The sequence below is a fragment of the Pseudomonas sp. YH-1 genome, assembly GCF_051990045.1.
Lineage (GTDB): Bacteria > Pseudomonadota > Gammaproteobacteria > Pseudomonadales > Pseudomonadaceae > Pseudomonas > Pseudomonas nicosulfuronedens.
Genome location: NZ_CP178184.1, coordinates 5,714,922 through 5,739,836 on the forward strand (window position 1 = coordinate 5,714,922; position 24,915 = coordinate 5,739,836).

The 24,915-nt window shown below is 66.4% G+C and carries 24 protein-coding genes; 14 read left to right on the plus strand and 10 right to left on the minus strand.

The features are described from left to right. Positions 1–47 precede the first annotated feature (47 nt). Together ACKI1H_RS26105 and ACKI1H_RS26110 are read left to right on the plus strand one after the other, a co-directional pair. On the plus strand, positions 48–1,118 hold the full coding sequence (locus tag ACKI1H_RS26105) for an AbrB family transcriptional regulator (RefSeq protein WP_440466779.1): 1,071 nt from the start codon (positions 48–50) through the stop codon (positions 1,116–1,118). 178 nt (positions 1,119–1,296) lie between these two features. Then, positions 1,297–2,535 carry an FAD-dependent oxidoreductase gene (locus ACKI1H_RS26110; RefSeq protein ID WP_440466780.1) on the plus strand — a complete coding sequence of 413 codons (1,239 nt, stop codon included), beginning with the start codon at positions 1,297–1,299 and terminating at the stop codon, positions 2,533–2,535. 93 nt (positions 2,536–2,628) lie between these two features. Here the strand turns inward: ACKI1H_RS26110 and ACKI1H_RS26115 are convergent, their stop codons facing one another. Next, positions 2,629–3,183, minus strand: a complete 555-nt coding sequence (locus ACKI1H_RS26115; RefSeq protein WP_440466781.1) for a TetR/AcrR family transcriptional regulator — start codon at positions 3,181–3,183, stop codon at positions 2,629–2,631. Between the two features lie 88 nt (positions 3,184–3,271). Here ACKI1H_RS26115 and ACKI1H_RS26120 point away from each other — a divergent pair, with 88 nt between their 5' ends. Beyond that, entirely contained in the window at positions 3,272–4,468 is a 1,197-nt protein-coding gene (locus ACKI1H_RS26120) for an MFS transporter (RefSeq protein WP_440466782.1), read from the plus strand. Between the two features lies 1 nt (position 4,469). Here the strand turns inward: ACKI1H_RS26120 and ACKI1H_RS26125 are convergent, their stop codons facing one another. Then, positions 4,470–5,264 (minus strand): LysR family transcriptional regulator, encoded by a 795-nt coding sequence (locus ACKI1H_RS26125; RefSeq protein WP_440466783.1) that lies wholly within the window; start codon positions 5,262–5,264, stop codon positions 4,470–4,472. Between the two features lie 112 nt (positions 5,265–5,376). Between ACKI1H_RS26125 and ACKI1H_RS26130 the strand changes: the two genes are divergently transcribed. Then, a complete protein-coding gene (locus tag ACKI1H_RS26130; protein ID WP_440466784.1) occupies positions 5,377–6,102 on the plus strand; it encodes an SDR family oxidoreductase in 726 nt (241 codons plus the stop codon). 117 nt (positions 6,103–6,219) lie between these two features. Here ACKI1H_RS26130 and ACKI1H_RS26135 read toward each other — a convergent pair whose 3' ends face one another. Then, on the minus strand, positions 6,220–7,452 hold the full coding sequence (locus ACKI1H_RS26135) for an NADH:flavin oxidoreductase/NADH oxidase family protein (RefSeq protein ID WP_440466785.1): 1,233 nt from the start codon (positions 7,450–7,452) through the stop codon (positions 6,220–6,222). A gap of 79 nt (positions 7,453–7,531) precedes the next feature. Between ACKI1H_RS26135 and ACKI1H_RS26140 the strand changes: the two genes are divergently transcribed. Further along, positions 7,532–8,008, plus strand: coding sequence for a MerR family transcriptional regulator (locus ACKI1H_RS26140; protein ID WP_138520476.1), 477 nt, complete (start codon positions 7,532–7,534; stop codon positions 8,006–8,008). A 213-nt stretch (positions 8,009–8,221) separates the two neighbouring features. On the opposite strand, the gene glcC is transcribed toward ACKI1H_RS26140, so the two are convergent. Further along, complete coding sequence (gene glcC / locus ACKI1H_RS26145; protein WP_440466786.1) at positions 8,222–8,992, minus strand: transcriptional regulator GlcC; 771 nt, start codon at positions 8,990–8,992, stop codon at positions 8,222–8,224. A gap of 258 nt (positions 8,993–9,250) precedes the next feature. Here glcC and glcD point away from each other — a divergent pair, with 258 nt between their 5' ends. The 5 genes from glcD (at position 9,251) to ACKI1H_RS26170 (ending at position 15,386) form a co-directional block, all read left to right on the plus strand. Continuing rightward, entirely contained in the window at positions 9,251–10,750 is a 1,500-nt protein-coding gene (gene glcD / locus ACKI1H_RS26150; protein ID WP_440466787.1) for a glycolate oxidase subunit GlcD, read from the plus strand. After that, complete coding sequence (gene glcE / locus ACKI1H_RS26155) at positions 10,750–11,790, plus strand: glycolate oxidase subunit GlcE (protein WP_138520473.1); 1,041 nt, start codon at positions 10,750–10,752, stop codon at positions 11,788–11,790. Before glcD ends, glcE begins: the two co-directional genes overlap by 1 nt. After that, on the plus strand, positions 11,790–13,064 hold the full coding sequence (glcF, locus tag ACKI1H_RS26160; protein WP_440466788.1) for a glycolate oxidase subunit GlcF: 1,275 nt from the start codon (positions 11,790–11,792) through the stop codon (positions 13,062–13,064). Before glcE ends, glcF begins: the two co-directional genes overlap by 1 nt. Next, positions 13,043–13,441, plus strand: a complete 399-nt coding sequence (locus tag ACKI1H_RS26165) for a heme-binding protein (RefSeq protein WP_138520471.1) — start codon at positions 13,043–13,045, stop codon at positions 13,439–13,441. The genes glcF and ACKI1H_RS26165 overlap by 22 nt, the downstream gene beginning before the upstream one ends. Positions 13,442–13,697: 256 nt before the next feature. Continuing rightward, positions 13,698–15,386 (plus strand): lactate permease LctP family transporter, encoded by a 1,689-nt coding sequence (locus ACKI1H_RS26170; RefSeq protein WP_138520470.1) that lies wholly within the window; start codon positions 13,698–13,700, stop codon positions 15,384–15,386. Positions 15,387–15,615: 229 nt separating this feature from the next. Here the strand turns inward: ACKI1H_RS26170 and arfB are convergent, their stop codons facing one another. Further along, positions 15,616–16,029, minus strand: a complete 414-nt coding sequence (arfB, locus tag ACKI1H_RS26175; RefSeq protein WP_138520469.1) for an alternative ribosome rescue aminoacyl-tRNA hydrolase ArfB — start codon at positions 16,027–16,029, stop codon at positions 15,616–15,618. A gap of 369 nt (positions 16,030–16,398) precedes the next feature. Between arfB and ACKI1H_RS26180 the strand changes: the two genes are divergently transcribed. Further along, positions 16,399–17,193, plus strand: a complete 795-nt coding sequence (locus tag ACKI1H_RS26180) for a nucleoside-binding protein (protein WP_440468913.1) — start codon at positions 16,399–16,401, stop codon at positions 17,191–17,193. 178 nt (positions 17,194–17,371) lie between these two features. On the opposite strand, the gene ACKI1H_RS26185 is transcribed toward ACKI1H_RS26180, so the two are convergent. From ACKI1H_RS26185 to hppD, 4 genes are all read right to left on the minus strand, one after another. After that, complete coding sequence (locus tag ACKI1H_RS26185; protein ID WP_440466789.1) at positions 17,372–17,749, minus strand: MliC family protein; 378 nt, start codon at positions 17,747–17,749, stop codon at positions 17,372–17,374. Between the two features lie 92 nt (positions 17,750–17,841). Beyond that, positions 17,842–19,257 carry an amino acid permease gene (locus tag ACKI1H_RS26190; RefSeq protein ID WP_440466790.1) on the minus strand — a complete coding sequence of 472 codons (1,416 nt, stop codon included), beginning with the start codon at positions 19,255–19,257 and terminating at the stop codon, positions 17,842–17,844. A 100-nt stretch (positions 19,258–19,357) separates the two neighbouring features. Continuing rightward, positions 19,358–19,999, minus strand: coding sequence for a maleylacetoacetate isomerase (gene maiA, locus ACKI1H_RS26195; RefSeq protein ID WP_440466791.1), 642 nt, complete (start codon positions 19,997–19,999; stop codon positions 19,358–19,360). A gap of 51 nt (positions 20,000–20,050) precedes the next feature. Continuing rightward, positions 20,051–21,133 carry a 4-hydroxyphenylpyruvate dioxygenase gene (gene hppD / locus ACKI1H_RS26200; protein ID WP_440466792.1) on the minus strand — a complete coding sequence of 361 codons (1,083 nt, stop codon included), beginning with the start codon at positions 21,131–21,133 and terminating at the stop codon, positions 20,051–20,053. A gap of 303 nt (positions 21,134–21,436) precedes the next feature. Between hppD and ACKI1H_RS26205 the strand changes: the two genes are divergently transcribed. The 3 genes from ACKI1H_RS26205 (at position 21,437) to ACKI1H_RS26215 (ending at position 23,945) form a co-directional block, all read left to right on the plus strand. Beyond that, positions 21,437–22,204, plus strand: a complete 768-nt coding sequence (locus ACKI1H_RS26205; RefSeq protein ID WP_440466793.1) for an AraC family transcriptional regulator — start codon at positions 21,437–21,439, stop codon at positions 22,202–22,204. Between the two features lie 585 nt (positions 22,205–22,789). After that, positions 22,790–22,951 (plus strand): DUF1427 family protein, encoded by a 162-nt coding sequence (locus tag ACKI1H_RS26210; RefSeq protein WP_440466794.1) that lies wholly within the window; start codon positions 22,790–22,792, stop codon positions 22,949–22,951. 37 nt (positions 22,952–22,988) lie between these two features. Beyond that, entirely contained in the window at positions 22,989–23,945 is a 957-nt protein-coding gene (locus tag ACKI1H_RS26215; RefSeq protein WP_440466795.1) for a quinone oxidoreductase family protein, read from the plus strand. A gap of 112 nt (positions 23,946–24,057) precedes the next feature. Here the strand turns inward: ACKI1H_RS26215 and ACKI1H_RS26220 are convergent, their stop codons facing one another. Then, positions 24,058–24,846: a TenA family transcriptional regulator gene (locus ACKI1H_RS26220; protein ID WP_440466796.1), complete on the minus strand. Its 789-nt coding sequence runs from the start codon at positions 24,844–24,846 to the stop codon at positions 24,058–24,060. Positions 24,847–24,915 lie beyond the last annotated feature (69 nt).

The window sequence follows — 24,915 nt, forward strand, 5'->3', positions numbered from 1 at the left end:
GATTCGGCTACCGATAATTTGCCCGTCTTCCCCGCCCGGAGCCGTCCGTGTCCAGTCGCCCTGCCCTGTCCGTCGCCCGCATTCCCGTCAGCCTGCAATGGTTGGCCCTGGCGCTCGGAGCCGCAGGCGCCGGGCAACTGCTGACCTGGCTCGGCATCCCTGCCGCGCTGTTCCTCGGGCCCATGCTGGTGGGTATCGCCTTTGGGGTCAGCGGCGCTGAAATCCGTCTGCCGCGCAGCGCCTTCCGCTTGAGCCAAGGCTGCATCGGCCTGCTGGTCGCCCACGCCATGAGCTGGTCGGTGCTGCAGGCAATGGTCGCCTCCTGGCCGCTGATGCTCAGCGCTACCGTGCTCACCGTGCTGCTCTCCGGCGCCGTCAGCTACGCCATGGTGCGCTTCGGCGGCATTCCCGGCAGCACCGCCGCCTGGGGCACCGCTCCGGGCGGTGCGGCGGCCATGGTGTCGATGGCCGAAGCCAACGGCGCCGACCCGCGCGTGGTCGCCACCATGCAGTACGTGCGAGTGGTCTGCGTAGTCATGGCCGGCGCCCTGGTCGGCCGCCTGCTGGGCATCGAAGGCGGCGGCTCGGTGGCGCACAGCACACCAATCCTCGACACCGCCACCCTCCCCGACCTGATCAACTGCCTGCTGCTGATCTTCGTCTGCACCACCGCCGGCGCGAAGTTGCCGGCTGGCCCCCTGCTGGTGCCGTTGGTGGCCGGCGCCGTGCTGCAACTGACCGGTGTACTGCAGATCACCTTGCCGCACTGGCTGCTGGCCACGGCCTACGGCGTCATCGGCTGCTACATTGGCCTGCGCTTCGACCGCGAAAGCCTGGCCTACGTTGGCCGCCACCTGCCGGCCATGATCGTCAGCGCACTCGGGCTGATCGCCAGCTGCGCGCTGTTCGCCTGGGCGCTGGCGGCCATCACCGGGATGGACTTCCTCTCCCTCTACCTCGCCACCAGCCCCGGCGGCCTGGACGCCATGGCGATCATCGCGGTGGACACCCACTCCGACGTCGGCCTGGTGCTGGCGATGCAGACGCTGCGGCTGTTCGTGGTGCTGTTCACCGGCGTCTGGGTGGCTCGCCAGGTCATTCGCCTGAGCCACGCCTGAGTCTGGGTCTGGGTATGGCCCCGTAGGAGCGAGCTTGCTCGCGAATCGCCCGGCCTTGTCGCTGCCAGCTGACTCCATTCGCGAGCAAGCTCGCTCCTACAAAATGCGTCCACCCCTGACCTTGTGCCGGCGAACCCACCCCCGCTAAGGTCGTCGCTCTTTATCGAGCGAGACCGCCATGGATAGCCTTCGCCACCACCCCACCGTCTTCCACGTCACCCACTGGGGTGACGACCCGTTCAGCCGCGGCGCCTACAGCACCCTGCTGCCCGGCGGCACGCCGGAACATCGGCACGGCCTCGGCGAAGTGCTGGACGGCAAGCTGGTGCTGGCGGGCGAGGCCTGCAATCCCATCGCCCCGGCCATGACCCATGGCGCCTGGAACGACGGCCTGCGCGCCGCCGAACTCGCCATCGAACGCGGTGCCCGACGGGTACTGGTGATCGGCGCGGGCTTCGCCGGGCTCGCCGCCGCCCGGCGTCTACGGGAAGCTGGAATCGACTGCGTGATACTGGAAGCCCGCGACCGCATCGGTGGCCGCGTCCACAGCATCACCCTGGGGCCGGTACGGGTCGACGAAGGTGCCGCCTGGCTGCAGCAGTTCGATAACAACCCTCTGGCCGCCCATGCCCGGCACCTCGGTCTGCCGTTGCGGGAAACCGATTTCGGCCAGCCCCTGGCCGCGGCGGCCGATGGCCCGGTGCCCGACATCGATGCAGCCTGGGAAGCCTTGCGCGCCGGGATCGACCGCCGCCTGCCGCTGGCCGATGGCGTGGCGCGCTTTCTCGAATCACGTGATGAAGCTATCCGCCGCGCCACCCGTTTCGCCCTGGACGCCAACCTGATCCTGGAAGCCTGCCTGCCGCTGGAGTCGCTGTCGGTCGATGCGCTGGACGAAGAAGGCGTCGGTGCCGGCGACCGTTTCCTGCCGCAGGGGTATTCACAGCTGGTCGAGCAGCTCGCCGCCGGGCTGGATATCCGCCTCAACCGGCCGGTGAGCGCCATCGACTGGTCCGACTCGCCGGTTCGCGTAGACGACGAGGTCGCCGACTTCTGCATCTGCACCGTACCTGTCGGCGTGCTGCGCGATATTCACTTCAATCCGCCTTTGCCACCCGCGCAGCAGACTGCGCTCGACCACCTGGGCATGGGGCAACTGGAGAAAGTCGTGCTGCAATTCGACGAGCGCTGGTGGCCGGTTTCGCCGTCAGGTTACCTGCGCTGGTACGACACGCCGGCGAGCTTCGGCGAGTGGCTGGACCTCACCGACGCCGTAGGCACGCCGACCGTTGCCGGGCTGATCGCGGCGGATGCGCTGGAGCGGGTGTTTGCCGGGCGTAGCGATGAGGAGATTGCGCTCGCAGCCTGCTCGGCTCTGCACGCCTGGGCTGAGGCGGCTCAGAAGGAACACCCGTAGGAGCGAGCTTGCTCGCGAACGGATTTTCCGGCGATTCCAGTGCAGGGCGGTTCGCGAGCAAGCTCGCTCCTACAGGGAATCCTGGCGCGGCGCTCAGAGGCCGTCCAGCGTCAGATCCACCAGCCGCTCGACATAGGCCACTTCCAGTTCCTCGCCGGAAAACAGGATGCGATAGACCAGCGGCGCCATCAGCCGATCGACGATGCGGTCCAACTCCGGCAGCTTTTCGCCGCGCTCCCTGGCGCGCAGCAGGATGATGTCGAACTGGCCGCAGGCGATGGCCATGCAGCGCCCCGAGCAGCCGCCGCCGGCCGCCAGCAGGTCGAGCACCACCGCACGGCCGGGCACCGAGGCCGTCTCTTCCATGTACTGCTCGCCCCAGGCCAGCAGGTCGCCGCGCAGGCTACCGGTGTCGGCGGGTTCGGCATCCGGACGGATGCGCTCCAGGGCGACGTCGCCCAGCAGTTCGCTGAGATCGCCCCAGCGCCGGTAGATGGTCGAGGGCGTGACGCCAGCGCGTGTGGCGATCAGCGGCACCGTCAGTTCGGCGCGGTCGCGCTCCTCAAGCAACTCCTGCACAGCCTTGTGCACAGACGCCTGTACCCGTGCGCTGCGGCCGCCCGGTCGAACACCCTGATTGATTGCCATAAGCACCTTAAAGCAAAGAATTTGCTTTTATCCCGAAACGGGTCCAGCATCTCGCAAAAGCAAAATCTTAGCCTTTGCGAGCAGAATCATGGCACAGACCACACCCAAAAGCGCGCTCGGCGTTTTCCCGGCGCTGCTGCTGACGGCCATCCTCATGGCCTTCCTCGCCGCCGCCGCGGCGCCCACGCCGCTCTATGCGCTGTACCGCGAGTCCTGGCAGTTTTCCCCCGCCCTGCTGACGCTGGCGTTCAGCATCTACGCCGGCGGGCTGATGCTGGCACTGCTGGTGTTCGGCTCGCTGTCGGACTACCTCGGCCGTCGCCCGCTGATCCGTGCGGCGCTGATCATCGAGTTGCTGGCGATGAGCGTTTTCCTTTACGCCAACTCGGTGGAACTGCTGATTGCCGCGCGCCTGCTGCAAGGCTTCGCCACCGGCATCGCCACCGCCGTGCTGGGCGCCGCCATGCTGGATATCGACCGCGAGCGCGGCCCGCTGATCAACAGCGTGGCGCCCATGCTCGGCATGGCGCTGGGCGCCCTGGGCAGCAGCGCCCTGGTGCAGTTCGGCGGCGACCCGCTGCACCGCGTCTACGTCTGGTTGCTGGTGGTATTCGCGCTGGCACTGATGCTGCTGCGCTGGTTGCCGGAGAGTGTCAGCCCGCAGCCCGGCGCCTGGGCCTCGCTGAAGCCGCGCATCCGCATTCCCCCACAAGCGCGCCGGGCGTTCTGGAGCGTCGCGCCACTCAACGCCAGCCTCTGGGCGCTGGGCGGTTTCTACCTGTCGCTGGGGCCGACCCTGGCTCGACAGGTGACGGGCCTTCAGGTCCCGATGATCGGCGGCGGGCTGGTGTCGCTGCTGTGCTTCTGCGGCGCCGTGGCGATCTTCGCCCTGCGCAACCAGCCGGCGCCGGCGATCCTGCGTCGTGGCGGCCTGGCGCTGATCTTCGGCCTGCTGGTCACCCTGCTCGGCGTGGACAGCGCCAACCTCTGGCTGTTCTTCCTCGGCACCGCCGTCGCTGGCCTGGGTTTCGGCGGCGCCTTCCTCGGCGCGTTGCGCTCGGTGGTGCCACTGGCCCATGCCCACGAGCGTGGTGCGCTGATGGCAAGCTTCTACGTGCTGAGCTACCTGGCCTTCAGCGTGCCGGCGATTCTTGCCGGGCTGGCGATCCAGCGCTACGGCCTGATCGCCACCACCAACGGCTATGCGAGCCTGCAGATTCTCGCGGCGTCGCTGGTCCTGCTGCTGAGCCTGAGCTCGCCCGCCGCGCAGAAGACCCAGGCTTGAATCAGGCCTCCTCGCGGGCTCGAAGGAAGTCATAGAGTGCGCGTACCGCCGGCTGCTCAAGCGCCTGGGCAGCGTGGCAGAAGCCGATGCGGCGCACCGGTAACGGCAGGTGCAAGGCCCCGGTCCTGACAGCCGGAGCACCGCTCAGCAGCGAAGCGGGAAGAATCGCCGCGCCCAGACCGGCGCTGACCAGCCGCAGTGCCAGGTTCAGGCTGCTGGCCTGCGCCACCACCGCCGCGCTGCCATAAGCTGACATCAGTCGCTGATGAGACGGGTGCGACGGGCAGGTGATCCACGCGTCAACTTGCACACCCTCTTCGCCGGGCGGCAACGCCACTACGTAGGGGTCGTCCCACACCGGAACGAAGAGTTCGTCTTCGCAACAGAACTCCTCCGCCGCCAACCGCGCTTCCCCCACGCAGCCTTCCTCCAGGTGCAGTTGCAGGTTGGGAATCGCCTGCAGCGCCAGACTGACAAAGCGCTCGATCTGCTCGCCACTGATATCCCCTTCCACGCCCAGGTGCAGCGGCTGCCGCTCCGACGACTGGCGGAACAGGTTGCGCAACCCCTCCGCCTCGGCCAGCAGGGCACGGGCTCGCGGGTACAAGGTGCGCGCCGCCTCGCTGACATCCACGCCGCGCGGCTGACGCAGGAACAGCTCGGTGCCCAGGCTCTCTTCCAACTGGCGCACGGTGGCGGACAGCGTCGGCTGGCTGACGAACAGGCGCTGGGCGGCGGCGGTGATGTTGCGCTCTTCGAAGACGGCGACGAAGGCGGCGAGCTGTCGAATATCCATAGGAAATCCCGATACCAGACACAGGAATAAGCCATTTTTCAGGCGACAACTCCCTAAATATACTTCACTGCATCGTCCAGGCATCCAGATTTTCGATCTCAGGAGAACCACCATGAGCAAGCCACTGATCATCGTCACCGGCGCCAGTTCCGGAATCGGCGAAGCCACCGCCCGCCTCTTTTCCCAGCAGGGTCACCCGCTGCTGTTGCTGGCCCGGCGCATTGACCGCCTGGAAGCGATGAAGCTGCCCAACGCGCTGTGCCGCGCCGTGGACGTGACCGACCGCGAGGCGCTGGTCGCCGCCGTGGCGGAAGCCGAGAAGCGCTTCGGCCCGGCCGACGCGCTGGTGAACAACGCCGGTGTGATGCTGCTGGGCAACATGGTCGAGCAGGACCCGGCCGAATGGGAGCGCATGCTCGACGTCAACGTGAAAGGCCTGCTCAACGGCGTGCATGCCGTGCTCAAAGGCATGGTCGAACGCAACCAGGGCACCGTGATCAACGTCAGCTCGGTCGCCGGGCGCAAGACCTTCCCCAACCACGTGGCCTACGTCGGCACCAAGTTCGCGGTGCACGCCATCTCCGAGAACCTGCGCGAGGAAGTCGCGGCGCATAACGTCCGTGTCGTCACCATCGCCCCCGGCGCGGTGGAGACCGAACTGCTCAGCCACACCACGGACGAGGCGATCAAGAGCGGCTACCAGGACTGGAAGCGCGACATGGGCGGCAAAGTGCTCAGCGCCGAGGACGTGGCCAACGCCATCGGTTACGCCTACAACCAGCCGCAGGGCGTATGCATCCGCGAGATCGTGCTGGCGGCGACGCGGCAGCAGGCTTGACCGCTCCTACAGCCCCGTAGGATGGGTGGAGCCTAGGCGATACCCATGCTGCCAATGCGGCAGGAGTCGATGGGTATCGCTTCGCTCCACGCCATCCTACGGGAACGACGAACCTGATCAGTTGGTCTGCCGCGCCGCCCAGCGGCGGTACTGTTTGGCCCGACGCAGCGTACGCCACTGTTCCATCACCAGCGTGCGCCACGGCGAAGCCTGCGGGTTGGGCGCACGTCGGGCGCCGATGCGGTGCAGCTGCAGCTTGACCAGCGCCATGTAGGCCAGCGCCGCCAGCGGCTTGGAGCGCCAGCGGATCGGCGGCAGTTCCGGCTGGCTCTGGCTGCCACGCTGCCAATGCAAGACCAACTGCGGTTCCAGCGCCAGGGCGGTGCCGATTCCAACCATTTCCAGCCCGCTGTCCAGCACCTGCTCCGCCACCGGCAGGCGACGGATGCCCCCGGTCACCATCAGCGGCATGCGCGCCGCGTCACGCATCTCGCGAGCGAATTCGAGGAAGTAGGCCTCGCGCGCCAAGGTACGGCCGTCACGGGCGTCGCCCTGCATGGCCGGCGCCTCGTAGCTGCCGCCGGACAGCTCGACCAGGTCGACCTGCTCGTCGTTCAGCCACTCGATCACCTGGCGCGCATCGCTGGCGTCGAAGCCGCCGCGCTGGAAATCGGCGGAGTTGATCTTCACCCCCACGCAAAACTCTGAGGACACTTCGGCGCGCACCGCGCGGACGACCTCCAGCAACAGCCGCGCGCGGTTCTCCAGCGAGCCGCCCCAGCGGTCCTGGCGTTTGTTGGCCAGCGGCGAGAGGAACTGGCTGAGCAGATAGCCGTGCGCCGCGTGGATCTGCACGCCGGTGAAGCCGGCCTGCTCCGCCAGCTTGGCGGCGCGGACGAAGCGCTGGATCACCTCGGCAATATCGCCTTCGCTCATCTCGCGGGCGACGGCGAACAGCTTGGAGAACCTGCCCATCTCCAGCGGCACCACCGACGGCGCGATGGCGCCCTGGCCGAGATTGGTCTGCACCTGGCGACCGGGGTGGTTGAGCTGCAGCCAGAACTGCGCGCCACGGGAACGGCCGATGCGCGCCCATTCACGGAAGCGCTCAAGATGCCGGTCGTTTTCCAGCACTACCCCGCCGGGGCCGGTCATGGCGCGGCCATCGATCATCACGTTGCCGCTGAGGATCAGGCCGACACCGCCGTCCGCCCAGGCCTGGTAGAGGCGCAGCAACGCGGCTGAGGGCGCCTGGTCGGCGTCGGCCATGTTCTCTTCCATGGCGGCCTTGGCGATGCGGTTGGGGACTTCGCCGCCGTTGGGCAGGCGCAGGGGCTGGAAAGGCGACATGAGGCAACTCCGAGGTTGTGGTGCGAGCAAGGCTAAGTTTAAAGTTCACTTCAAGGTCAAGCCCCTTTCGGAGCCCAGCATGAAAATCGGTGAACTGGCCAGTCTCAGCGGCCTGGCTCCCTCGCGTATCCGTTTCTACGAAGCCAGTGGGCTGATCGCCCCGGCGCGGCGCCTGGCCAACGGTTACCGCGCCTATCCGCCGGAAACCCTCGACCTGCTGGAGATCATCCGCAGCGCCCAGCAGACCGGCTTCAGCCTGGAAGAAATCCGCAGCCTGCTACCGCACTCCAATCCCATCGAGAACGGCCACGGCGAACTGGTCGCCGGCCTGCGCCGCAAGGTCGCGGAGATCGAGGTGATGGAGCAGCAGTTGCGTCAGAACCGTTTACGCCTGCTGGAAGTGATCGACGGCATCGAGAACAAACCCGAGGGCATGGGCTGCGCGGCGAATGCCGAACGCATGCTGGCGGAAATGCGCGAGCGCAAGGCGCGCGATGGGCGGACAAAGCCAGCCACTTCGACAAAGCGCACCGAGTCAGCGCCACACGACAGCTAGGGCAGGCGCCGATGCCCCTGTAGGAGCGAGCTTGCTCGCGAACCGTACAGCAGCGGCGCAGCAGGATGGAACCGTTCGCGAGCAAGCTCGCTCCTACGAAGAGCCAGAAACGTAGGGCGGATAACCTGGAACAGGTTATCCGCCGCCAGCCCAGAAACGGCGGATAACGCTGGCGCGTTATGCGCCCTACGGCTGTGCCTCGGGTCCCCAACCTCATTTCCACCCTTCCAGCCGCAAGGTCGCGCGCACCAGACGCTGTTCCTCCTGCTCGATCTCCCGCAGGTTATCCCTCACGCCGTGGATATGTTCACGAGCGGCACGCTGCGCCTGCTCCGGCTGGCGCTCGCAGAGGGCGCGGTATAGCCGCGCATGCTGGCGGTCGATCTGGCGCTTCTGCGGTGGCCGGTTGTAGAGGTTGTTCACCGAGGCGAACACGGTGCTGAGCATCAGCTCGTTGAGCGACTGCAGCGTGTGCACCAGCACCGGGTTGTGCGAGGCCTCGCTGATGGCCTGGTGGAAGGCGTGATCGCGCCGCGCATGTTCGCGCGGGTCCAGTGGTTGCGGCTCGTCGAAGGCGGCATGCATCTCCTCGAAACGCCGGCCGATCAACAGCAGGTCGACCTCGGTGGCGCGCAAGGCCGCGAGGCGCGCGGACTCCCCCTCCAACAGCGCGCGCACTTCCAGCAGGTCGTAGAGCGTGCGCGGCTGCGAGCGGAACAGGTGCAGCAGCGGCGATACGTCTTCGCCGCCGTTCAAGTCGGCGACGAACGAACCGCGCCCCTGTTCGGTATCGACAATGCCGCGCCCGCGCAGTGCGCGCAGCCCTTCACGCAATGCCGAGCGCGAACAACCGAGCTTCTCCACCAGGCGCCGCTCCGAAGGCAGCGCCTGGCCGACCTTGAGCACGCCATCGACGATCAGCCGCTCGATCTTCTCGGCCACCTGGTCGGCGACGCGCTGCTTGCCCTGTGCATAAGTCGTCATGGTGGGTCTCCAGTACTGCTGCTTTGGGAACTGGTAGGACCAGTAGGTCCGCACCTGCCTGGCTGCCAAGAACCCTAGCTGTCAGGACAGGGGCTTTCCAGTGCACGCCCGTACAAGAACTGGTAGGACCAGTGCCAATGCCTGTGGACGTGGCCCGACCGGCGGTCGCATTTTCACCGTGCCGTGGCTCCACACGACCGCTTGGCGGGCGTGAACCTTGCTGTTCAAACAAGAATAAGATCAGAGCACCGTCAGCCTATGAATATCCTCTACGACGAGCGCGTCGACGGCGCGCTGCCTGCCGTCGACAAGTCCGCCCTGCTGGCCGAGCTGTACGCAGCGCTGCCCGACCTCGAACTCCTGCACACCGCCGAAGACCTCAAGCCCTACGAATGCGACGGCCTCTCCGCCTACCGCAGCGTGCCGATGCTGGTGGCGCTGCCCGAACGCATCGAGCAGGTGCAGGCGCTACTCAGGCTCTGCCATGTGCGCAAGGTGCCGGTGGTGGCGCGTGGCGCGGGCACCGGGCTTTCCGGCGGCGCATTGCCGCTGGAGAAAGGCATCCTGCTGGTCATGGCGCGCTTCAATCGAATTCTCGAAGTAAACCCACAAGGGCGTTTCGCCCGCGTACAGCCAGGGGTGCGCAACCTGGCGATCTCCCAGGCCGCCGCGCCGCACGGCCTGTACTACGCACCCGACCCGTCCTCGCAGATCGCCTGCTCCATCGGCGGCAACGTCGCCGAGAATGCCGGCGGCGTGCATTGCCTGAAGTACGGCCTGACCGTGCACAACCTGCTCAAGGTGGACATCCTCACCGTCGAGGGCGAGCACCTGACCCTGGGCAGCGACGCCCTGGACAGTCCCGGTTTCGACCTGCTGGCGCTGTTCACCGGCTCCGAGGGCATGCTCGGCATCGTCACCGAGGTCACCGTCAAGCTGCTGCCCCGCCCGCAGGTGGCGCGAGTGCTGCTGGCCAGTTTCGATTCGGTGGAAAAGGCCGGCCGCGCGGTGGCCGACATCATCGCCGCCGGCATCATCCCCGGCGGGCTGGAGATGATGGACAACCTGTCGATCCGCGCCGCCGAGGACTTCATCCACGCCGGCTACCCGGTGGACGCCGCGGCCATCCTGCTGTGCGAACTGGACGGCGTGGAAGCCGACGTGCAGGACGACTGCGAACGCGTCGACGGCGTGCTGCGCGCAGCCGGTGCCACCGACGTGCGCCTGGCCTGCGACGAAGCCGAGCGCGTGCGCTTCTGGGCCGGGCGCAAGAACGCCTTCCCGGCGGTGGGACGCATCTCGCCGGACTACTACTGCATGGACGGCACCATTCCACGCCGCGAGCTGCCGCGCGTGCTGCACGGCATCGCCGAGCTGTCGGAGGAATTCGGCCTGCGCGTGGCCAACGTGTTCCATGCCGGCGACGGCAACATGCACCCGCTGATCCTCTTCGACGCCAACGTACCCGGCGAACTGGAGCGCGCCGAGGCCATCGGCGGCAGGATCCTCGAACTCTGCGTGGCGGTGGGTGGCAGCATCACCGGCGAGCACGGCGTGGGGCGCGAGAAGATCAACCAGATGTGCGCGCAGTTCAACAGCGACGAGCTGACCCTGTTCCACGCCGTGAAGGCGGCGTTCGACCCGGACCGCCTGCTCAACCCCGGCAAGAACATCCCGACGCTGCACCGCTGCGCCGAGTTCGGTGCGATGCACGTGCACCACGGCCAACTGCCCTTCCCCGACCTGGAGCGTTTCTGATGGCCGACGCCAGCGCCGACCTGCTCGAACAGGTGAACCAAGCGCTCAGCGCGCGAACACCGTTACGCATTCGCGGCGGCGACAGCAAGGCCTTCCTCGGCAGCCCGGTCAACGGCGTGGAGCTGGACACGCGCCCCCACTGCGGCATCGTCAGCTACGACCCGACCGAACTGGTGCTCACCGCCCGCGCCGGCACGCCACTGGTGGAGATCGAAGCGGCGCTGGAGGCCGCCGGGCAGATGCTGCCGTGCGAACCACCGGATCACTCCGGCGCGACCTTCGGCGGCGTGGTCGCTGCCGGGCTCTCCGGACCGCGACGTCCCTGGTCTGGCTCGGTGCGCGACTATGTGCTGGGTACGCGGCTGATCACCGGCCACGGCAAATTGCTGCGCTTCGGCGGCGAGGTGATGAAGAACGTCGCCGGCTACGACCTGTCGCGTCTGCTGGCGGGCAGTTTCGGCTGCCTGGGGGTGATCACCGAAGCCTCGATGAAGGTGCTGCCCAAGCCGCGGATGTGCGCCAGCCTGCGCCTGGAAATGGACGTTCACCAGGCGCTGGGGGAGCTCGCCGAATGGGGTGCGCAACCCATCCCGATCACCGCCGCCTGCCATGACGGCTCGGCGCTGCACCTGCGCCTGGAAGGCGGCGAAGGCTCGGTGTGTTCCGCACGCCTGCGCCTGGGCGGCGAGGACATCGACAGCGGCTACTGGCAGGACCTGCGCGAGCAGCGCCTGGGCTTCTTCGCCGGCCCCGGCACGCTCTGGCGGCTGTCACTGCCCAACGCAACGCCGGCTCTGTCCCTGCCGGGAGACCAATTGATCGACTGGGGCGGTGCGCAGCGCTGGCTGAAATCCGATGCGGACGCCGAACTGATCCGCCACAGCGTCGCCGAAGTCGGTGGCCATGCCCTTCGCTACACGCCGGGCGACGACGGCTTCCACCCGCTGCCCTCCTCCCTGCTGCGCTACCACCAGAGCCTCAAACGGCAACTCGACCCGCAGGGCATCTTCAACCCCGGCCGGATGTACAGGGAGCTCTGATGCAAACCAACCTGAGCGAACAGGCCCAGCACCTGCCACGCGCCGAGGAGGCCGAGCGCATCCTGCGCTCCTGCGTGCATTGCGGCTTCTGCACCGCTACCTGCCCGACCTACCAGTTGCTGGGCGACGAACTGGACGGCCCGCGCGGGCGCATCTACCTGATCAAGCAGGTGCTCGAAGGCGCCGAACCCAGCGCCAGCACCCGCGAGCACCTGGACCGCTGCCTGAGCTGCCGCAACTGCGAGAGCACCTGCCCTTCCGGTGTGGACTACCACACCCTGCTGGACATCGGCCGTGCGGTGGTCGAGCAGCAGGTGCCGCGCACCTTCGGCGAGCGCGTGTTGCGCCGTGGCCTGCGTGCGGTGGTGCCGAATGCCGCGCTGTTCAGCGCACTGGCCAAGGCCGGGCGGACCTTCTATCCACTGCTGCCGGAAACCCTGCAAAGCAAGCTGCCCCGGCATCCGCAACCGCCAGTGGAGCGCCCGAAGCCGCGCCACACGCGGCGCATGCTGATGCTCGAAGGCTGCGTGCAGCCAGCGCTATCGCCCAACACCAATGCCGCGGCCGCGCGGGTGCTGGATCGCCTCGGTATCAGCCTGATCCCGGCCGCGGACGCCGGCTGCTGCGGCGCTGTGGACTATCACCTGAATGCCCAGGAGCAAGGTCTTGAGCGCGCACGCCGGAACATCGACGCCTGGTGGCCGTCCATCGAAGCCGGCGCTGAAGCCATCGTGCAGACGGCCAGCGGCTGCGGTGCCTTCGTCCGCGACTACGGCCATCTGCTGGAGCGCGATGCGCAGTACGCGGCCAAGGCCCGGCGGGTCAGCGAGCTGTCCCGCGACTTGTCCGAAGTTTTACGCGACGAGCCGCTGGAGGCGTTGCACCTGCACGGCGACCGACGTCTGGCCTTCCACTGCCCGTGCACGCTACAGCACGCGCTGAAGCTCGGCGGTGCGGTGGAAGGCGTGCTCACGCGCCTGGGCTTCAGCCTCACCGCCGTGCCGGACGGCCACCTGTGCTGCGGCTCCGCCGGGACCTACTCGCTGACGCAGCCGGAACTGTCCCGGCGTCTGCGCGACAACCGCCTGCAAGCACTGGAGAGCGGCAGCCCCGAGGTCATCGTTACCGCCAACATCGGCTGTCAGACGCACCTGGGCGGCGCGGGACGCACGCCGGTGCGGCACTGGATCGAACTGGTGGAACAGGCATTGGCCGACGCGCCACAAACCCACTCCCAAGGCGAGGTGGAAACATGCTCAGCAAAGCCGTTCTGACCCAGCGGGAAGTCGGCCGCATCCTTGCCGCCGCGCGAGACGAAGCGCTGCGCAATCAATGGGCAGTTTCCATCGTGGTGGTCGATGACGGCGGCCATCCACTGGCCCTGGAGCGCCTCGACGGCTGCGCGCCGGCCAGCGCCTACATCGCCACCGAGAAGGCCCGCAGCGCAGCACTGGGCCGGCGCGAAACCAAGGGCTACGAGGACATGGTCAACGGCGGCCGCACGGCCTTCGTCACGGCACCACTGATCACCTCGCTCGAAGGCGGCGTGCCCGTCGTGCTGGACGGACAGGTGATCGGCGCAGTGGGCGTTTCCGGGGTGAAAGCCGGCGAGGATGCGCAGGTCGCCAGCGCCGGAGTGGCAGCGCTTTGAAAGCGCTTGCACGGCGCTGGCGACAGGTGCCCACAGGCCCGGTCGAGGTCGTCGTCGGCTTCAAGCGAGCCGGCGGCGACGTCCATCCAGGCTTGTCTGGATCGAAACCCGGAAGCCCCGCTACGCGCTGCGTGCCGGGGCTTTTTCAATGGGCGCCGTTGCGCCTTCGTTCCCACGCACCGTCCAACCATTCACCACCGCTCGCACACTTTCACCGCTGACGCTTTGCCTCCGACAACAACAAGGGACAACCCCCATGCAAACCTGGCAGCAGCTCTATACCCCCCTTGGCAGCCTCGGCCTGTCGGCCCTGGCGGCCCTGGTACCGATCATCTTCTTCTTCCTCGCCCTGGCGGTGTTCCGCCTCAAGGGCCATATCGCCGGCGCCATCACCCTGGTGCTGTCGCTGCTGATCGCCGTGACCGTCTACCACATGCCGGTGGACAAGGCGCTGGCTTCGGCGGTCTACGGCTTCTTCTACGGGCTCTGGCCGATCGCCTGGATCATCGTCGCGGCGGTGTTCCTCTACAAGCTGACGGTGAAGAGCGGGCAGTTCGAGATCATCCGCAGCTCGGTGCTGTCGATCACCACCGACCAGCGTCTGCAGGTGGTGCTGATCGGTTTTTCCTTCGGCGCATTTCTCGAAGGCGCGGCGGGTTTCGGCGCACCGGTGGCGATCACCGCAGCGCTGCTGGTCGGTCTGGGCTTCAACCCGCTGTACGCAGCCGGGCTGTGCCTGATCGCCAACACCGCGCCAGTGGCTTTCGGCGCGCTGGGCATTCCGATCATCGTCGCCGGGCAGGTGTCGGGCGTGGATGCTTTCAAGATCGGCGCCATGGCCGGGCGGCAGCTGCCGATCCTCTCGGTGATCGTGCCTTTCTGGCTGGTGGCGATGATGGACGGCTGGCGCGGAGTGCGCGAAACCTGGCCGGCGCTGCTGGTGGCCGGTGGCACCTTCGCCATCAGCCAGTTCTTTACCTCCAACTTCATCGGCCCGGAGCTGCCGGACATCACCTCGGCACTGCTGAGCATGGTCTGCCTGACGCTATTCCTGCGTGTGTGGCAGCCGGCGAACCTGCGCGAGACGGAGTTCTCCAGCATCAACGCCGATGGCACGGCGACGCTCGGTGGTCTGGGCGGCGGCGGGCAGCGCCAGGAGTCCGAGTACAGCCTGGGGCAGATTATCAAGGCCTGGTCGCCGTTCCTGATCCTCACCGTGCTGGTGACGATCTGGACCATGAAACCCTTCAAGGCGATGTTCCTGCCCGGCGGCGCGCTGGAGAACTGGGTGGCAGTGATCGCCGTGCCCTACCTCGACCAGCTTGTCCTGAAGGCGGCGCCCATCGTCGCCAACCCGACGCCGATGCCGGCGATCTACAAGTTCGACCTGGTCTCGGCCAGCGGCACGGCGATCTTCCTCGCGGCGCTGATCTCCATGGCCATCCTGCGTATCGGCGTGAAGAGCGGCGCGGCGACCTTCGGCGAGACGCTGAAGGAGTTGAAGTGGCCGGTACTGACCATCGGCATGGTGCTGGCCTTTGCCTTCGTCACCAACTACTCCGGAATGTCCACCACCCTGGCGCTGGTGCTGGCGGGAACCGGAGCGGCCTTCCCGTTCTTCTCGCCGTTCCTCGGCTGGCTGGGGGTGTTCCTGACGGGGTCGGATACCTCGTCCAACGCCCTGTTCGGCTCATTGCAGGCGACCACCGCGCACCAGATCGGGGTCAGCGACACGCTGCTGGTGGCAGCCAACACCACCGGCGGGGTGACCGGCAAGATGATCTCGCCGCAGTCCATCGCCGTAGCCTGCGCAGCGACCGGCATGGTCGGGCGCGAGTCGGACCTGTTCCGTTTTACGGTCAAGCACAGCCTGATCTTCGCCGCGTTCATCGGGTTGATCACGCTGGCGCAGGCGTATGTGTTCACGGGGATGTTGGTGCACTGACGCTCGGCGATGCAGCTCCTGCTAGCGCAAGAGCCCCTCTCCCTAACCCTCTCCCTGAAGGGAGAGGGGACTGGTTCGGTGACTCGGATGAACGCAGGGTGTCAGCCGGTAACACCCAATTTTCAGCACCCGCCCATGCTTGAGGAGACTCGGAAACTCCCTCTCCCTTCAGGGAGAGGGCTGGGGAGAGGGAACAGCCCGGGCACCAGTATCCAATCGAACCACCGCCTCAGAAATCCACCTTCCCCCGCCCCGCCTTTATCGCCCCGCGCTTGTTCTTGCCTTCCAGGCGGCGCGTCTTCGAGCCCAGCGTCGGCTTGGTCGGTCGGCGCTTCTTCTGCACCACCGTGGCACTGCGGATCAACTCAGCCAGGCGCGCCAGGGCATCGTCGCGGTTCTGCTCCTGGGTGCGGAACTGCTGCGCCTTGATCACCACCACGCCGTCACTGGTGATGCGCTGGTCGCTCAGCGCCAGCAGGCGCTCCTTGTAGAACTCGGGCAGGGATGAGGCGCGGATATCGAAGCGCAGGTGCACGGCGCTGGACACCTTGTTGACGTTCTGTCCGCCGGCGCCCTGGGCGCGGATGGCGTTCAGCTCGATCTCGGCGTCGGGGATCTGCACGGTGTTGGAAATCTGCAGCATGGGGAGGATTCAGGGAGGAAATGATCGTCAGGATACCGCGCACCGCCGCGCCTGTCCCGAAGCCATACAGTTCGCCCCGCAGAGCCCGTTCCTGACTTTCGTGTCAATTTTTGTATACGACTTTGTGTACAAGTTTTTCTTGCAATGTCATCAATTCACCATTAGAACCCAGCCTGTCACCGACCGCAGTTAACCCTGCGGGACGCCGGTCCCGAAGCCGCAAAAACAAGAAAAATACAGAGGTGCAGCATGGTTTCATCCGCGACGACGGCCCTTGATGCCGCCCGCCCCCAACCGCGTTCCAGCCGCCGCCTGAGCAACGGCCGCCGGTTCGCCCTCGGTACAGCACTGGTGCTCGCCCCGCTGGGCATGGCGCAGGCCGAAGACGACCGCTTCTTCGAGTGGACCAGCAACACGCTGGGCTTCCGCTACGGCAAGGGCTTCACCAACCCCAACAACCCCCACGACATCAGCAAGCGCATCTTCAGCTTCAGCCATGCCGACGGTTACCGCTACGGCAGCAACTTCTTCCACCTCGATGTGCTGCAGTCCGACAGCGACGACCCGCGCAAGGGCACCGACCACGGCAGCAGCGAAGTCTACGGGGTGTTCCGCAGCCAGCTGTTCGCCTCGCGGGTGTTTGACGTGCCGCAAGGCAAGGGGCTGATCAAGGACCACGCGCTGACCTTCGGCTTCGATGCCAGCCGCAACAACAACGTCGCCTCGGCGAAGAAGCGCGCACTGGTGATCGGCCCGACCCTGAAGTTCAACGGCCCCGGCGTGCTGGACCTGTCGCTGTTCTACTACCGCGAGAAGAACCACTCGGGCATTCCCAACGTGAAGCACCCGGACCACACCTTCGACCCGACCTACATGGTCAACCTGACCTGGCTGCGGCCGTTCCAGCTGGGCGACCACGGGGCGAAGTTCCAGGGCTTCCTCAACTACACCGGGGAAAAGGGCGAGGACTACAACGACAACGACACCGCGCCGGAGACGCTGGTCCGCACCTCGCTGATGTTCGCCACCCTGCCGGGCACCAAGCGCCAGCCTAACCTGTGGCTGGGTGTGGGCTACGAGTACTGGCACAACAAGTTCGGCGTGGACGGCGGGCGCGGCACCCGTACCTCGACGCCGACGGTGAACCTGGAGTTCACCTTCTGAGCGAGGGCACGACGTAGGATGGGTGGAGCTTGCGATACCCATCGCCGATACCACGAAGAATTGATGGGTATCGCTGCGCTCCACGCCATCCTACGGGTGCTCCAGCATTGATGTGGATTTGCATACCCATGAAAAAGCCCGGCATCTGCCGGGCTTTTTGTTCGCGCCGCAGGAAGAATCAGTTCTCCTTGCAGGACACGCCATTGCTGGGCTCGCCACCTGTCCACTCGTTGTAGAGGGTGGCGTCCTGGCCCTTGGTCCACCACACGTAGCGCCCCGCCGCGTAGCGGGCACCTGAGGCAGCGATGACGTTGCTGAACACCAGGGTCGAGGCGTCGGTCACCGGCACCACGGCCAGGCTGTTGTCGCCCTTGTTCAGGTACTGCACGCTGATCTTGCGGCCGTCTTCGCACTTGTACGAGACGCTGCGCGAATCCAGCTTGGCGTCGCCGGGCAGGACCAGCGCGTCGACCTGGGGCGCTTTCTTTTCTTCGCCGCCGCAGGCGACGAGGAGAACCGGCACGGCCGCCGCAAGCAGCCAAAGTGCTTTTTTCATGAGTATCCCTCTGACGAAAAATGGCCCGGTCACTCTAGGAAAGGTCGGGGCGCATGGTCAATCTCGAGCAGCCCGTCTCAAAGTCGGGATGCTCAGTCTGCCAACGCCCTCCGCACCTCGCCATGCACCGCACCCTGGCGCTTCAGGCGATAGCAGCCATACATCACCAGCAGCCACACTGGAATTGCATAGACCGACACCTGGATGCCCGGGGTGAGCAGCATGACGCCGAGGATGAACACCACGAAGCCAAGGCACAGCCAGTTGGCCGCCGGATACGCCACGGCGCGGAAGGCAGTGCGCTTGCCATCGGCATCCATCCGCGCGCGGAACTTCAGGTGTGCCAGGCTGATCATCGCCCAGTTGATCACCAGCGCGGCGACCACCAGCGACATCAGCAGCTCCAGCGCACGGGCCGGCACCAGGTAGTTCACCAGCACGGCGAGGAAGGTCACCGCCGCCGAAACCATCAGCGAGCGCACCGGCACGCCACGGCTGTCCACCTTGGCCAGGGCGCGCGGGGCGTCGCCCTGCTCCGCCAGGCCCACCAGCATGCGGCCGTTGCAGTAGGTACCGCTGTTGTAGACCGACAGCGCGGCCGTGAGCACCACGAAGTTGAGGACGTGGGCTGCGGTACTGCTGCCGATCATCGAGAAGATCTGCACGAAGGGGCTGCCGCTGTAGGAGTCGCCGGAGGCATTCAGGGTTTGCAGCAGACTGTCCCAAGGCGTCAGCGAGAGCAGCACGGTGAGCGCGCCGATGTAGAAGATCAGGATGCGGTAGATCACCTGGTTGATCGCCTTGGGGATCACCTTTTTCGGCTGGTCGGCCTCGGCGGCGGTGAAGCCGAGCATCTCCAGCCCGCCGAAGGAGAACATGATGATCGCCATGGCCATCACCAGCCCGCTGATGCCGTTAGGGAAGAAGCCGCCGTGGGCCCACAGGTTGCTCACCGCCGCCTGCTCACCGCCGGTGCCGCTGGCCAGCAGGTAGCAACCCAGGGCGATCATGCCGACGATGGCGGCGACCTTGATGATGGCGAACCAGAACTCCGTCTCGCCGAAGGCCTTCACGTTGAACAGGTTGATGGCGTTGACCACCACGAAGAAGATCGCCGCCGTGGCCCAGGTCGGTACATCCGGCCACCAGTAGTGGATGTACTTGCCCACTGCGGTGAGTTCCGACATGCCCACCAGGATGTACAGCACCCAACAGTTCCAGCCCGAGAGGAAGCCGGCGAAGCCGCCCCAGTACTTGTGCGCGAAGTGACTGAAGGAGCCGGCGACGGGTTCCTCGACGATCATTTCGCCGAGCTGGCGCATGATCAGGAAGGCGATGAAGCCGGCAATGGCATAGCCGAGGATCATCGACGGGCCGGCGGACTTGAGCACCCCGGCCGAGCCGAGGAACAGCCCGGTTCCGATGGCACCGCCCAGGGCAATCAGCTGGATATGGCGGTTCTTCAGGCCGCGCTGGAGCTGGCCTGCGTGTTGAGCTTCACGCGTCATGCGTCACCTGTTGTTTTTATCTGTGACGGGAATCGGCCGCCCGGCTCGTGGCCAGGCGGTGCGGGCAAGGCAAGGCTAAAGAGCGGTGGAGCGAGGGGAATTACTGGGCGTCTGGCTGCACCTCCGGGGCGGCCTGCTGGAAGGCTTCGAGGGATTCGCAGCGCGCGGCGATGGCGAGCAGGCGCGGGCAGCCGGAAAGGTCGCACTCGAAGCGGCGAGCGTTGTACAGCTGGGGAATCAGGCAGGCCTCGAAGTAACCGGGGCGCTCGCCCAGTGACAATGGTCCGGTCCAGTTGGCGACGCCCTCTTCCACCGCACGCAAGCCGGTCTCGACCCAGTGGCGAATCCACTGGGTCTTCGCCTCGTCCGCCACACCCAGCGGGCCACTGAGGTACTGCAGCACGCGCAGGTTGTTCAGCGGGTGGATGTCGCAGGCGATGTGCAGGGACAGCGCGCGGACCTGGGCACGTTGCAGCGGATCGCGCGGCAGCAGGCCGGGTTGCGGGTGGGTTTCGTCGAGGTATTCGAGGATCGCCAGGGACTGGCCAATGCGCGCGTCGCCGTCCACCAGCAACGGCACCAGCTCCTGCGGATTGAGCGACTGGTACTCGACGGCATGCTGTTGCCCGCCGTCCTTCACCAGGTGCACCGGCACCTGGCGGTAGGCCAGGCCTTTCAGTCCGAGGGCGATGCGCACGCGGTAGGCGGCGCTGGAGCGCCAGTAGGAATACAGGGTGAGCATGGCGGTTCTCCGTAGGCGGCCGCGCGGATCTGGCGACCGCCCTCGATCAGGTTACTGCTCGGAGATCACGCCGCGGCGAATCTGGTCTTCCTCGATGGATTCGAACAGGGCCTTGAAGTTGCCCTCGCCGAAGCCCTGGTTGCCCTTGCGCTGGATGATCTCGAAGAAGATCGGGCCGATCACCGTGTTGGTGAAGATCTGCAGCAGGATGCCGTCGTCGCCCGGCGCGCCGTCGATGAGGATGTTCAGCTCGCGCAGTTGCTCCAGCGGCTCGCCGTGGCCGGCGACGCGGGTGTCGACCTTGGCGTAGTAGGTGTCCGGGGTGCTCATGAAGTCCACGCCGTTGGCGCGCAGCTGGCGCACGGTGGCATAGATGTCCTCGGTGGTCAGGGCGATGTGCTGGATGCCTTCGCCGTGGTATTCGCGGATGAATTCCTCGATCTGCGATTTGTCGTCCGCCGACTCGTTGATCGGGATGCGGATCTTCCCGCAGGGCGCGGTCATGGCGCGGGACAGCAGGCCGGTGAGCTTGCCTTCGATGTCGAAGTAGCGGATCTCGCGGAAGTTGGCGATGCGCTCGTAGAAGCCGGACCAGACGTCCATCTGGCCGCGCTTGACGTTGTGGGTCAGGTGGTCGATGCACAACAGGCCGACGGCGTTGTCGTTGGCGCTGCGGCATTCGATGAACTCGAAGTCGACGTCATAGATGCTCTTGTCACCATAACGGTCAACGAGATACAGCAGCGAACCGCCGATGCCTTCGACGCAGGGAATGTTCAGCTCACCGAAGTTGGCGTGGCTGCCGACCAGTTTTGCGCCCTGGGATTCGACGTAGGCGGCGGCCTGGGCTGCATTCTTCACCCGGAAGGCCATGGCGCAGGCGCTGGGACCGTGTTTTTTGGCAAACTCGTGGACGTGGCCGGTGGGGCTGCCGTTGAGCACGATGTTGATGTCGTTCTGCTGGAACAGGAAGACTTCCTTGGAACGGTGCTTGGCGGTCTCGGTGAAGCCCATGCCGGTGAACAGCTGGCGCAGCTGCTGGATGCCCTGGGCGTCGGGGGCAGTGAATTCGACGAACTCGAAGCCGTCTGTGCCGATGGGGTTGTGTTGTTCGATCTTGGTCACGGCGTTCATCCGGCCTCCTCGTTGTCGTTATCGACTGGCTCGGCGCGGGGGCCGTCCAGGCGTCTGGAATGCCTTCATCACAACTGTCGCGGGGCTTTGGAACAAGCCGGGCGTCGAGGGTTTACGGCACGCTTGGCCGCAGAGCCCGGAAAGAAATCCTTACGCGCTGAAAAACCCCGTGCGGCAAGCCGCCGCAGCGTAAAGAAATCGTGACAAGGTGGTGCGCCAGCCTGCCAGTGCGAGTGCCACGCTCTCGTCAGGGCGCCGTGCGGCGGCTACCATGCGGCCCATCTCCCCTGCCCGAACCGTCCCATGGCCCGCGCCGCTCCCCCTGATTTCGAAGCCACTCCGGCGACCCTGCGGGCGTTGGCCCGCAGCTATCCGCGCGGCCTGCACATCGAGCCGCACTCCCACGACTGGGGACAGGTGCTCTACGCCATGTCCGGGGTGATGTGGCTGGAAACGCCGTCCGAAGCGCTGCTGGTTCCGCCCAACCGCGCCGTTTGGCTACCGCCGCAGGTGCCCCACGGCATCCGGGTGGTCAGCGAGCTGCAGATGCGCAACATCTACCTGCGGCCAGGGACAGCGGATTCGCTCGGCGAGCAGGTGCAGGCCTTCGAGGTGGGCGGGCTGCTGCGCGAGCTGATCGTCACCCTGGTGCAGCACGAGAGTGAGCCCGACTCCGAGTATTACCAGGCGCTGTCGCAGCTGGCCGTGCTGGAGTTGCAACGCGCTCGCAGCCTGCTGTTGCGCGTGCCGCTGCCGGATGACTCCGACCGCCGCCTGCTGAGCCTGTGCCTGGCGGTGATGGCCGAGCCGAGCCAGGAGATTTCCTTCGAGCAGCACGCCGCCGACGCCGGCGCCAGCGTGCGCACCCTCGCCCGCCTGTTCCAGCGCAGCCTGGGCATGGGCTTCGCCCAGTGGCGGCGGCAGGTGCAGCTGGCCACGGCAGTGGCGCAGCTCAATGAAGGCCTCGCGGTGAGCCAGATCGCCCATGGGCTGGGGTATCAGCCGGGGAGCTTCAGCGAGATGTTCCGCCGTGAGCTGGGCGTGGCGCCTTCGGAATACTGCGCCCGGTAGGCCAGGCCTTTCGTAGGAGCGAGCTTGCTTGCGAACGGCATTGCACCGTGCCTTGCGGGTCCGCGAGCAAGCTCGCTCCTACAGGAAAAGCGTGCTCCACGCTCCGGCTCCTAGAAGACTTCCAGAGAAACATCCAGGCGCTCCGGAATGCCCCGTTCAGGAGGCCTCGTTGAATTGGAGTTTCAGGGGTTGAGCGACATGGATGTCGCGAGAGCTGCGATGGGCCAGGGATGGCCCTTCGCAGCGTGCCCCTGAAACTCCAATTCAACGAGGGAATTTTTCGCCTAAGCGAAAAACCGGATGTCCGGGGCAAGACCTTTTGGTTCCTTTTGGGGCGTTTGCCAAAAGGGACTCGCCCGAGGGGGCGAAACACGGAATCAATGCGCACACTGAAGCGACGCAGGAAACTTCAGAGCGAGGCTGGCACATCGCGGACGAAGTCCGCTCCTACGCGGGCACACGCCCATCCAATACTCCCACCGACATCTGTCCGATATTCCGAAGCCAATGACCGGCGGCACCAAGGCGCGGCTCCTAGACTGGCTCCATTCCCGCCAGCCGCCGGAACCATCCACGGAGGACACCATGAGCTACCTGATCTCCCTGGCCATCGGCATCGCCGTCGGCCTCGCCTACCACTTCCTCGACTTCCGCTCGCCAGCGCCACCGCTGGTGGCGCTGGTCGGCCTGCTGGGCATGCAGGTCGGCGAGAACGCCCTGCCGCTGCTGACCCGCTGGTTCCACTGATTTCCTCATCTACCACTGATTGCCAAGGACCCGAACCATGAAAGCCCTGCAATTCGACCGCACCGGCGACCTCGCCGCCCTGAGCTTCACCGACATCGCCGACCCGCTGCCCGCCACCGACGAAGTGCTGGTGGAAGTCCACGCCGCTGGCCTGAACCCCAGCGACGTGAAGAACGTCCTTGGCCGCTTCCCCTACACCACCCTGCCGCGCGTGCCGGGCCGCGACTTCGCCGGCACCGTGGTGAAAGGTCCGGCCGAACTGCTGGGCAAATCTGTCTGGGGCACCGGCAAGGGCCTGGGCTTCACCCGCAACGGCAGCCACGCCCAGCTGATGAGCGTGCCGGTCGGCGGTGTGGCGCTGATGCCCGAGCGCATGAGCTTCGCCCAGGCCGCCAGCTGCGGCGTGCCTTTCACCACCGCCTGGGACGCGCTTGAGCGCAGCCAGGTCGGTGATGGTACCCGCCTGCTGGTGATCGGTTCCGGTGCCGTCGGCGCGGCGGCCATTTCCCTGGCCAAGGCCCGTGGCGCCCAGGTGCTGGGCGCGGTACGTCGTGCCGAATCGCAGGTGGAATTGCAGGCCCAGGGCGTGCCGAGCATTCTGCTGGGCTCGGCGGACACTCTGGCGGCGCAGGTGGAAGAGCACTTCGCCGGCGGCGCCGAGGTGATCTTCGATACCACCGGTTTCTGGCTGCCCGCCGCCGTCTCCGCCTTGGCCACCTTCGGCCGCATCGCCATCATTGCCGCGCCGGTGGACGGCCACGTGCAACTGCCGGCCCTGGCGCTGTATCGCCGTGGCGGTTCGGTGGTGGGGGTGAATTCGCTGCTGTACGACACAGTCGCCTGCGCCGCGATGCTGCGCCAGTTCGGCCAGTGGTTCGACGACGGCAGGCTGCCGCTGCCCACCGGCCTGCGCGAAGTGCCGCTGAGCGAGGGCGTGCAGCGCTACCGCGAGATCAATGAAGGCAGCAGCGAGAAGATCATTCTCGTGCCTTGAGGCTGATTTTGACTTCGGTGAAGAGCCCTCACCCCGGCCCTCTCCCTTCAGGGAGAGGATTGGGGAGAGGGCGCACCCCGCGCCAAATCGTCAGGCAAGCCCCGCGAAACCCCTACCCCGCCACCTGCATCGACGTCCTGCGCGCCCCACCCTGTGCCTGCTCCAGCGCCAGGCACTGGTCGAGGAACATGCGCATGTAGCCGTAGCTCTTGCTGATCGCCTCGCGCAGCGCCAGGCAGCGCGGCATGGCGAGCTGCGGACCGCAGAGGGTGCAGATGATCTCCAGGGCTTCCCAGGGATGATCGTCGTCATAGCGGGCGTGCATCTTCAGCCAGCGCATGGCGTCCTTGCGGGTGCCAGCCGGCAGCGTGCGTTCGTAGGTATCCGTGGAGCACACCAGCGCCGACCAGTCGCCAGTCGCACCTTCGATGGCGTAGTTGGTGGCCGCCATGGCCAGGGCCAGCTCCTCGGTAGCGCAGCTGTGCCAGCACCAGTGGCCAAGGGCATGGAGTTCGGCGGGCACCAGCTGGGCCTTGAGTTCGGCCAGGGTCACACCATAGGCCTCGGCCCAGCGCACCCAGTAGTCGGCGTGATTCAGCTCGACGCGGATATTGCGCATCAGCCAGCGTCGCGCCATGTCTTCGCCGGGGCTACGGCCGAAACGGGTCTTGAGCAGGTTGTGGGACATGTACAGGGGGAACTGCTCCACCACCTGCCAGCCGCCAATGAGGAAGGCACGCAGGGTCTGCCGGCTCAGCTGGCCGTCGCGCATGCGCGCATAGAAGGGATGCTCGACCACCGACAGACGGCTGGTTTCGCACTCCTGCACCAGGCGCTGGGCCCAGTGTGGATAGCTGGAAAGCTCCTTGAGCGGCCCACTACGAACAAAGGTGTCGTTCATCCAAGGCTCCGTTGCTGGTCAATCCATGCAAGCACCGGTAATTCAGGCCTCAGGTTAGTCCTGTCCTGG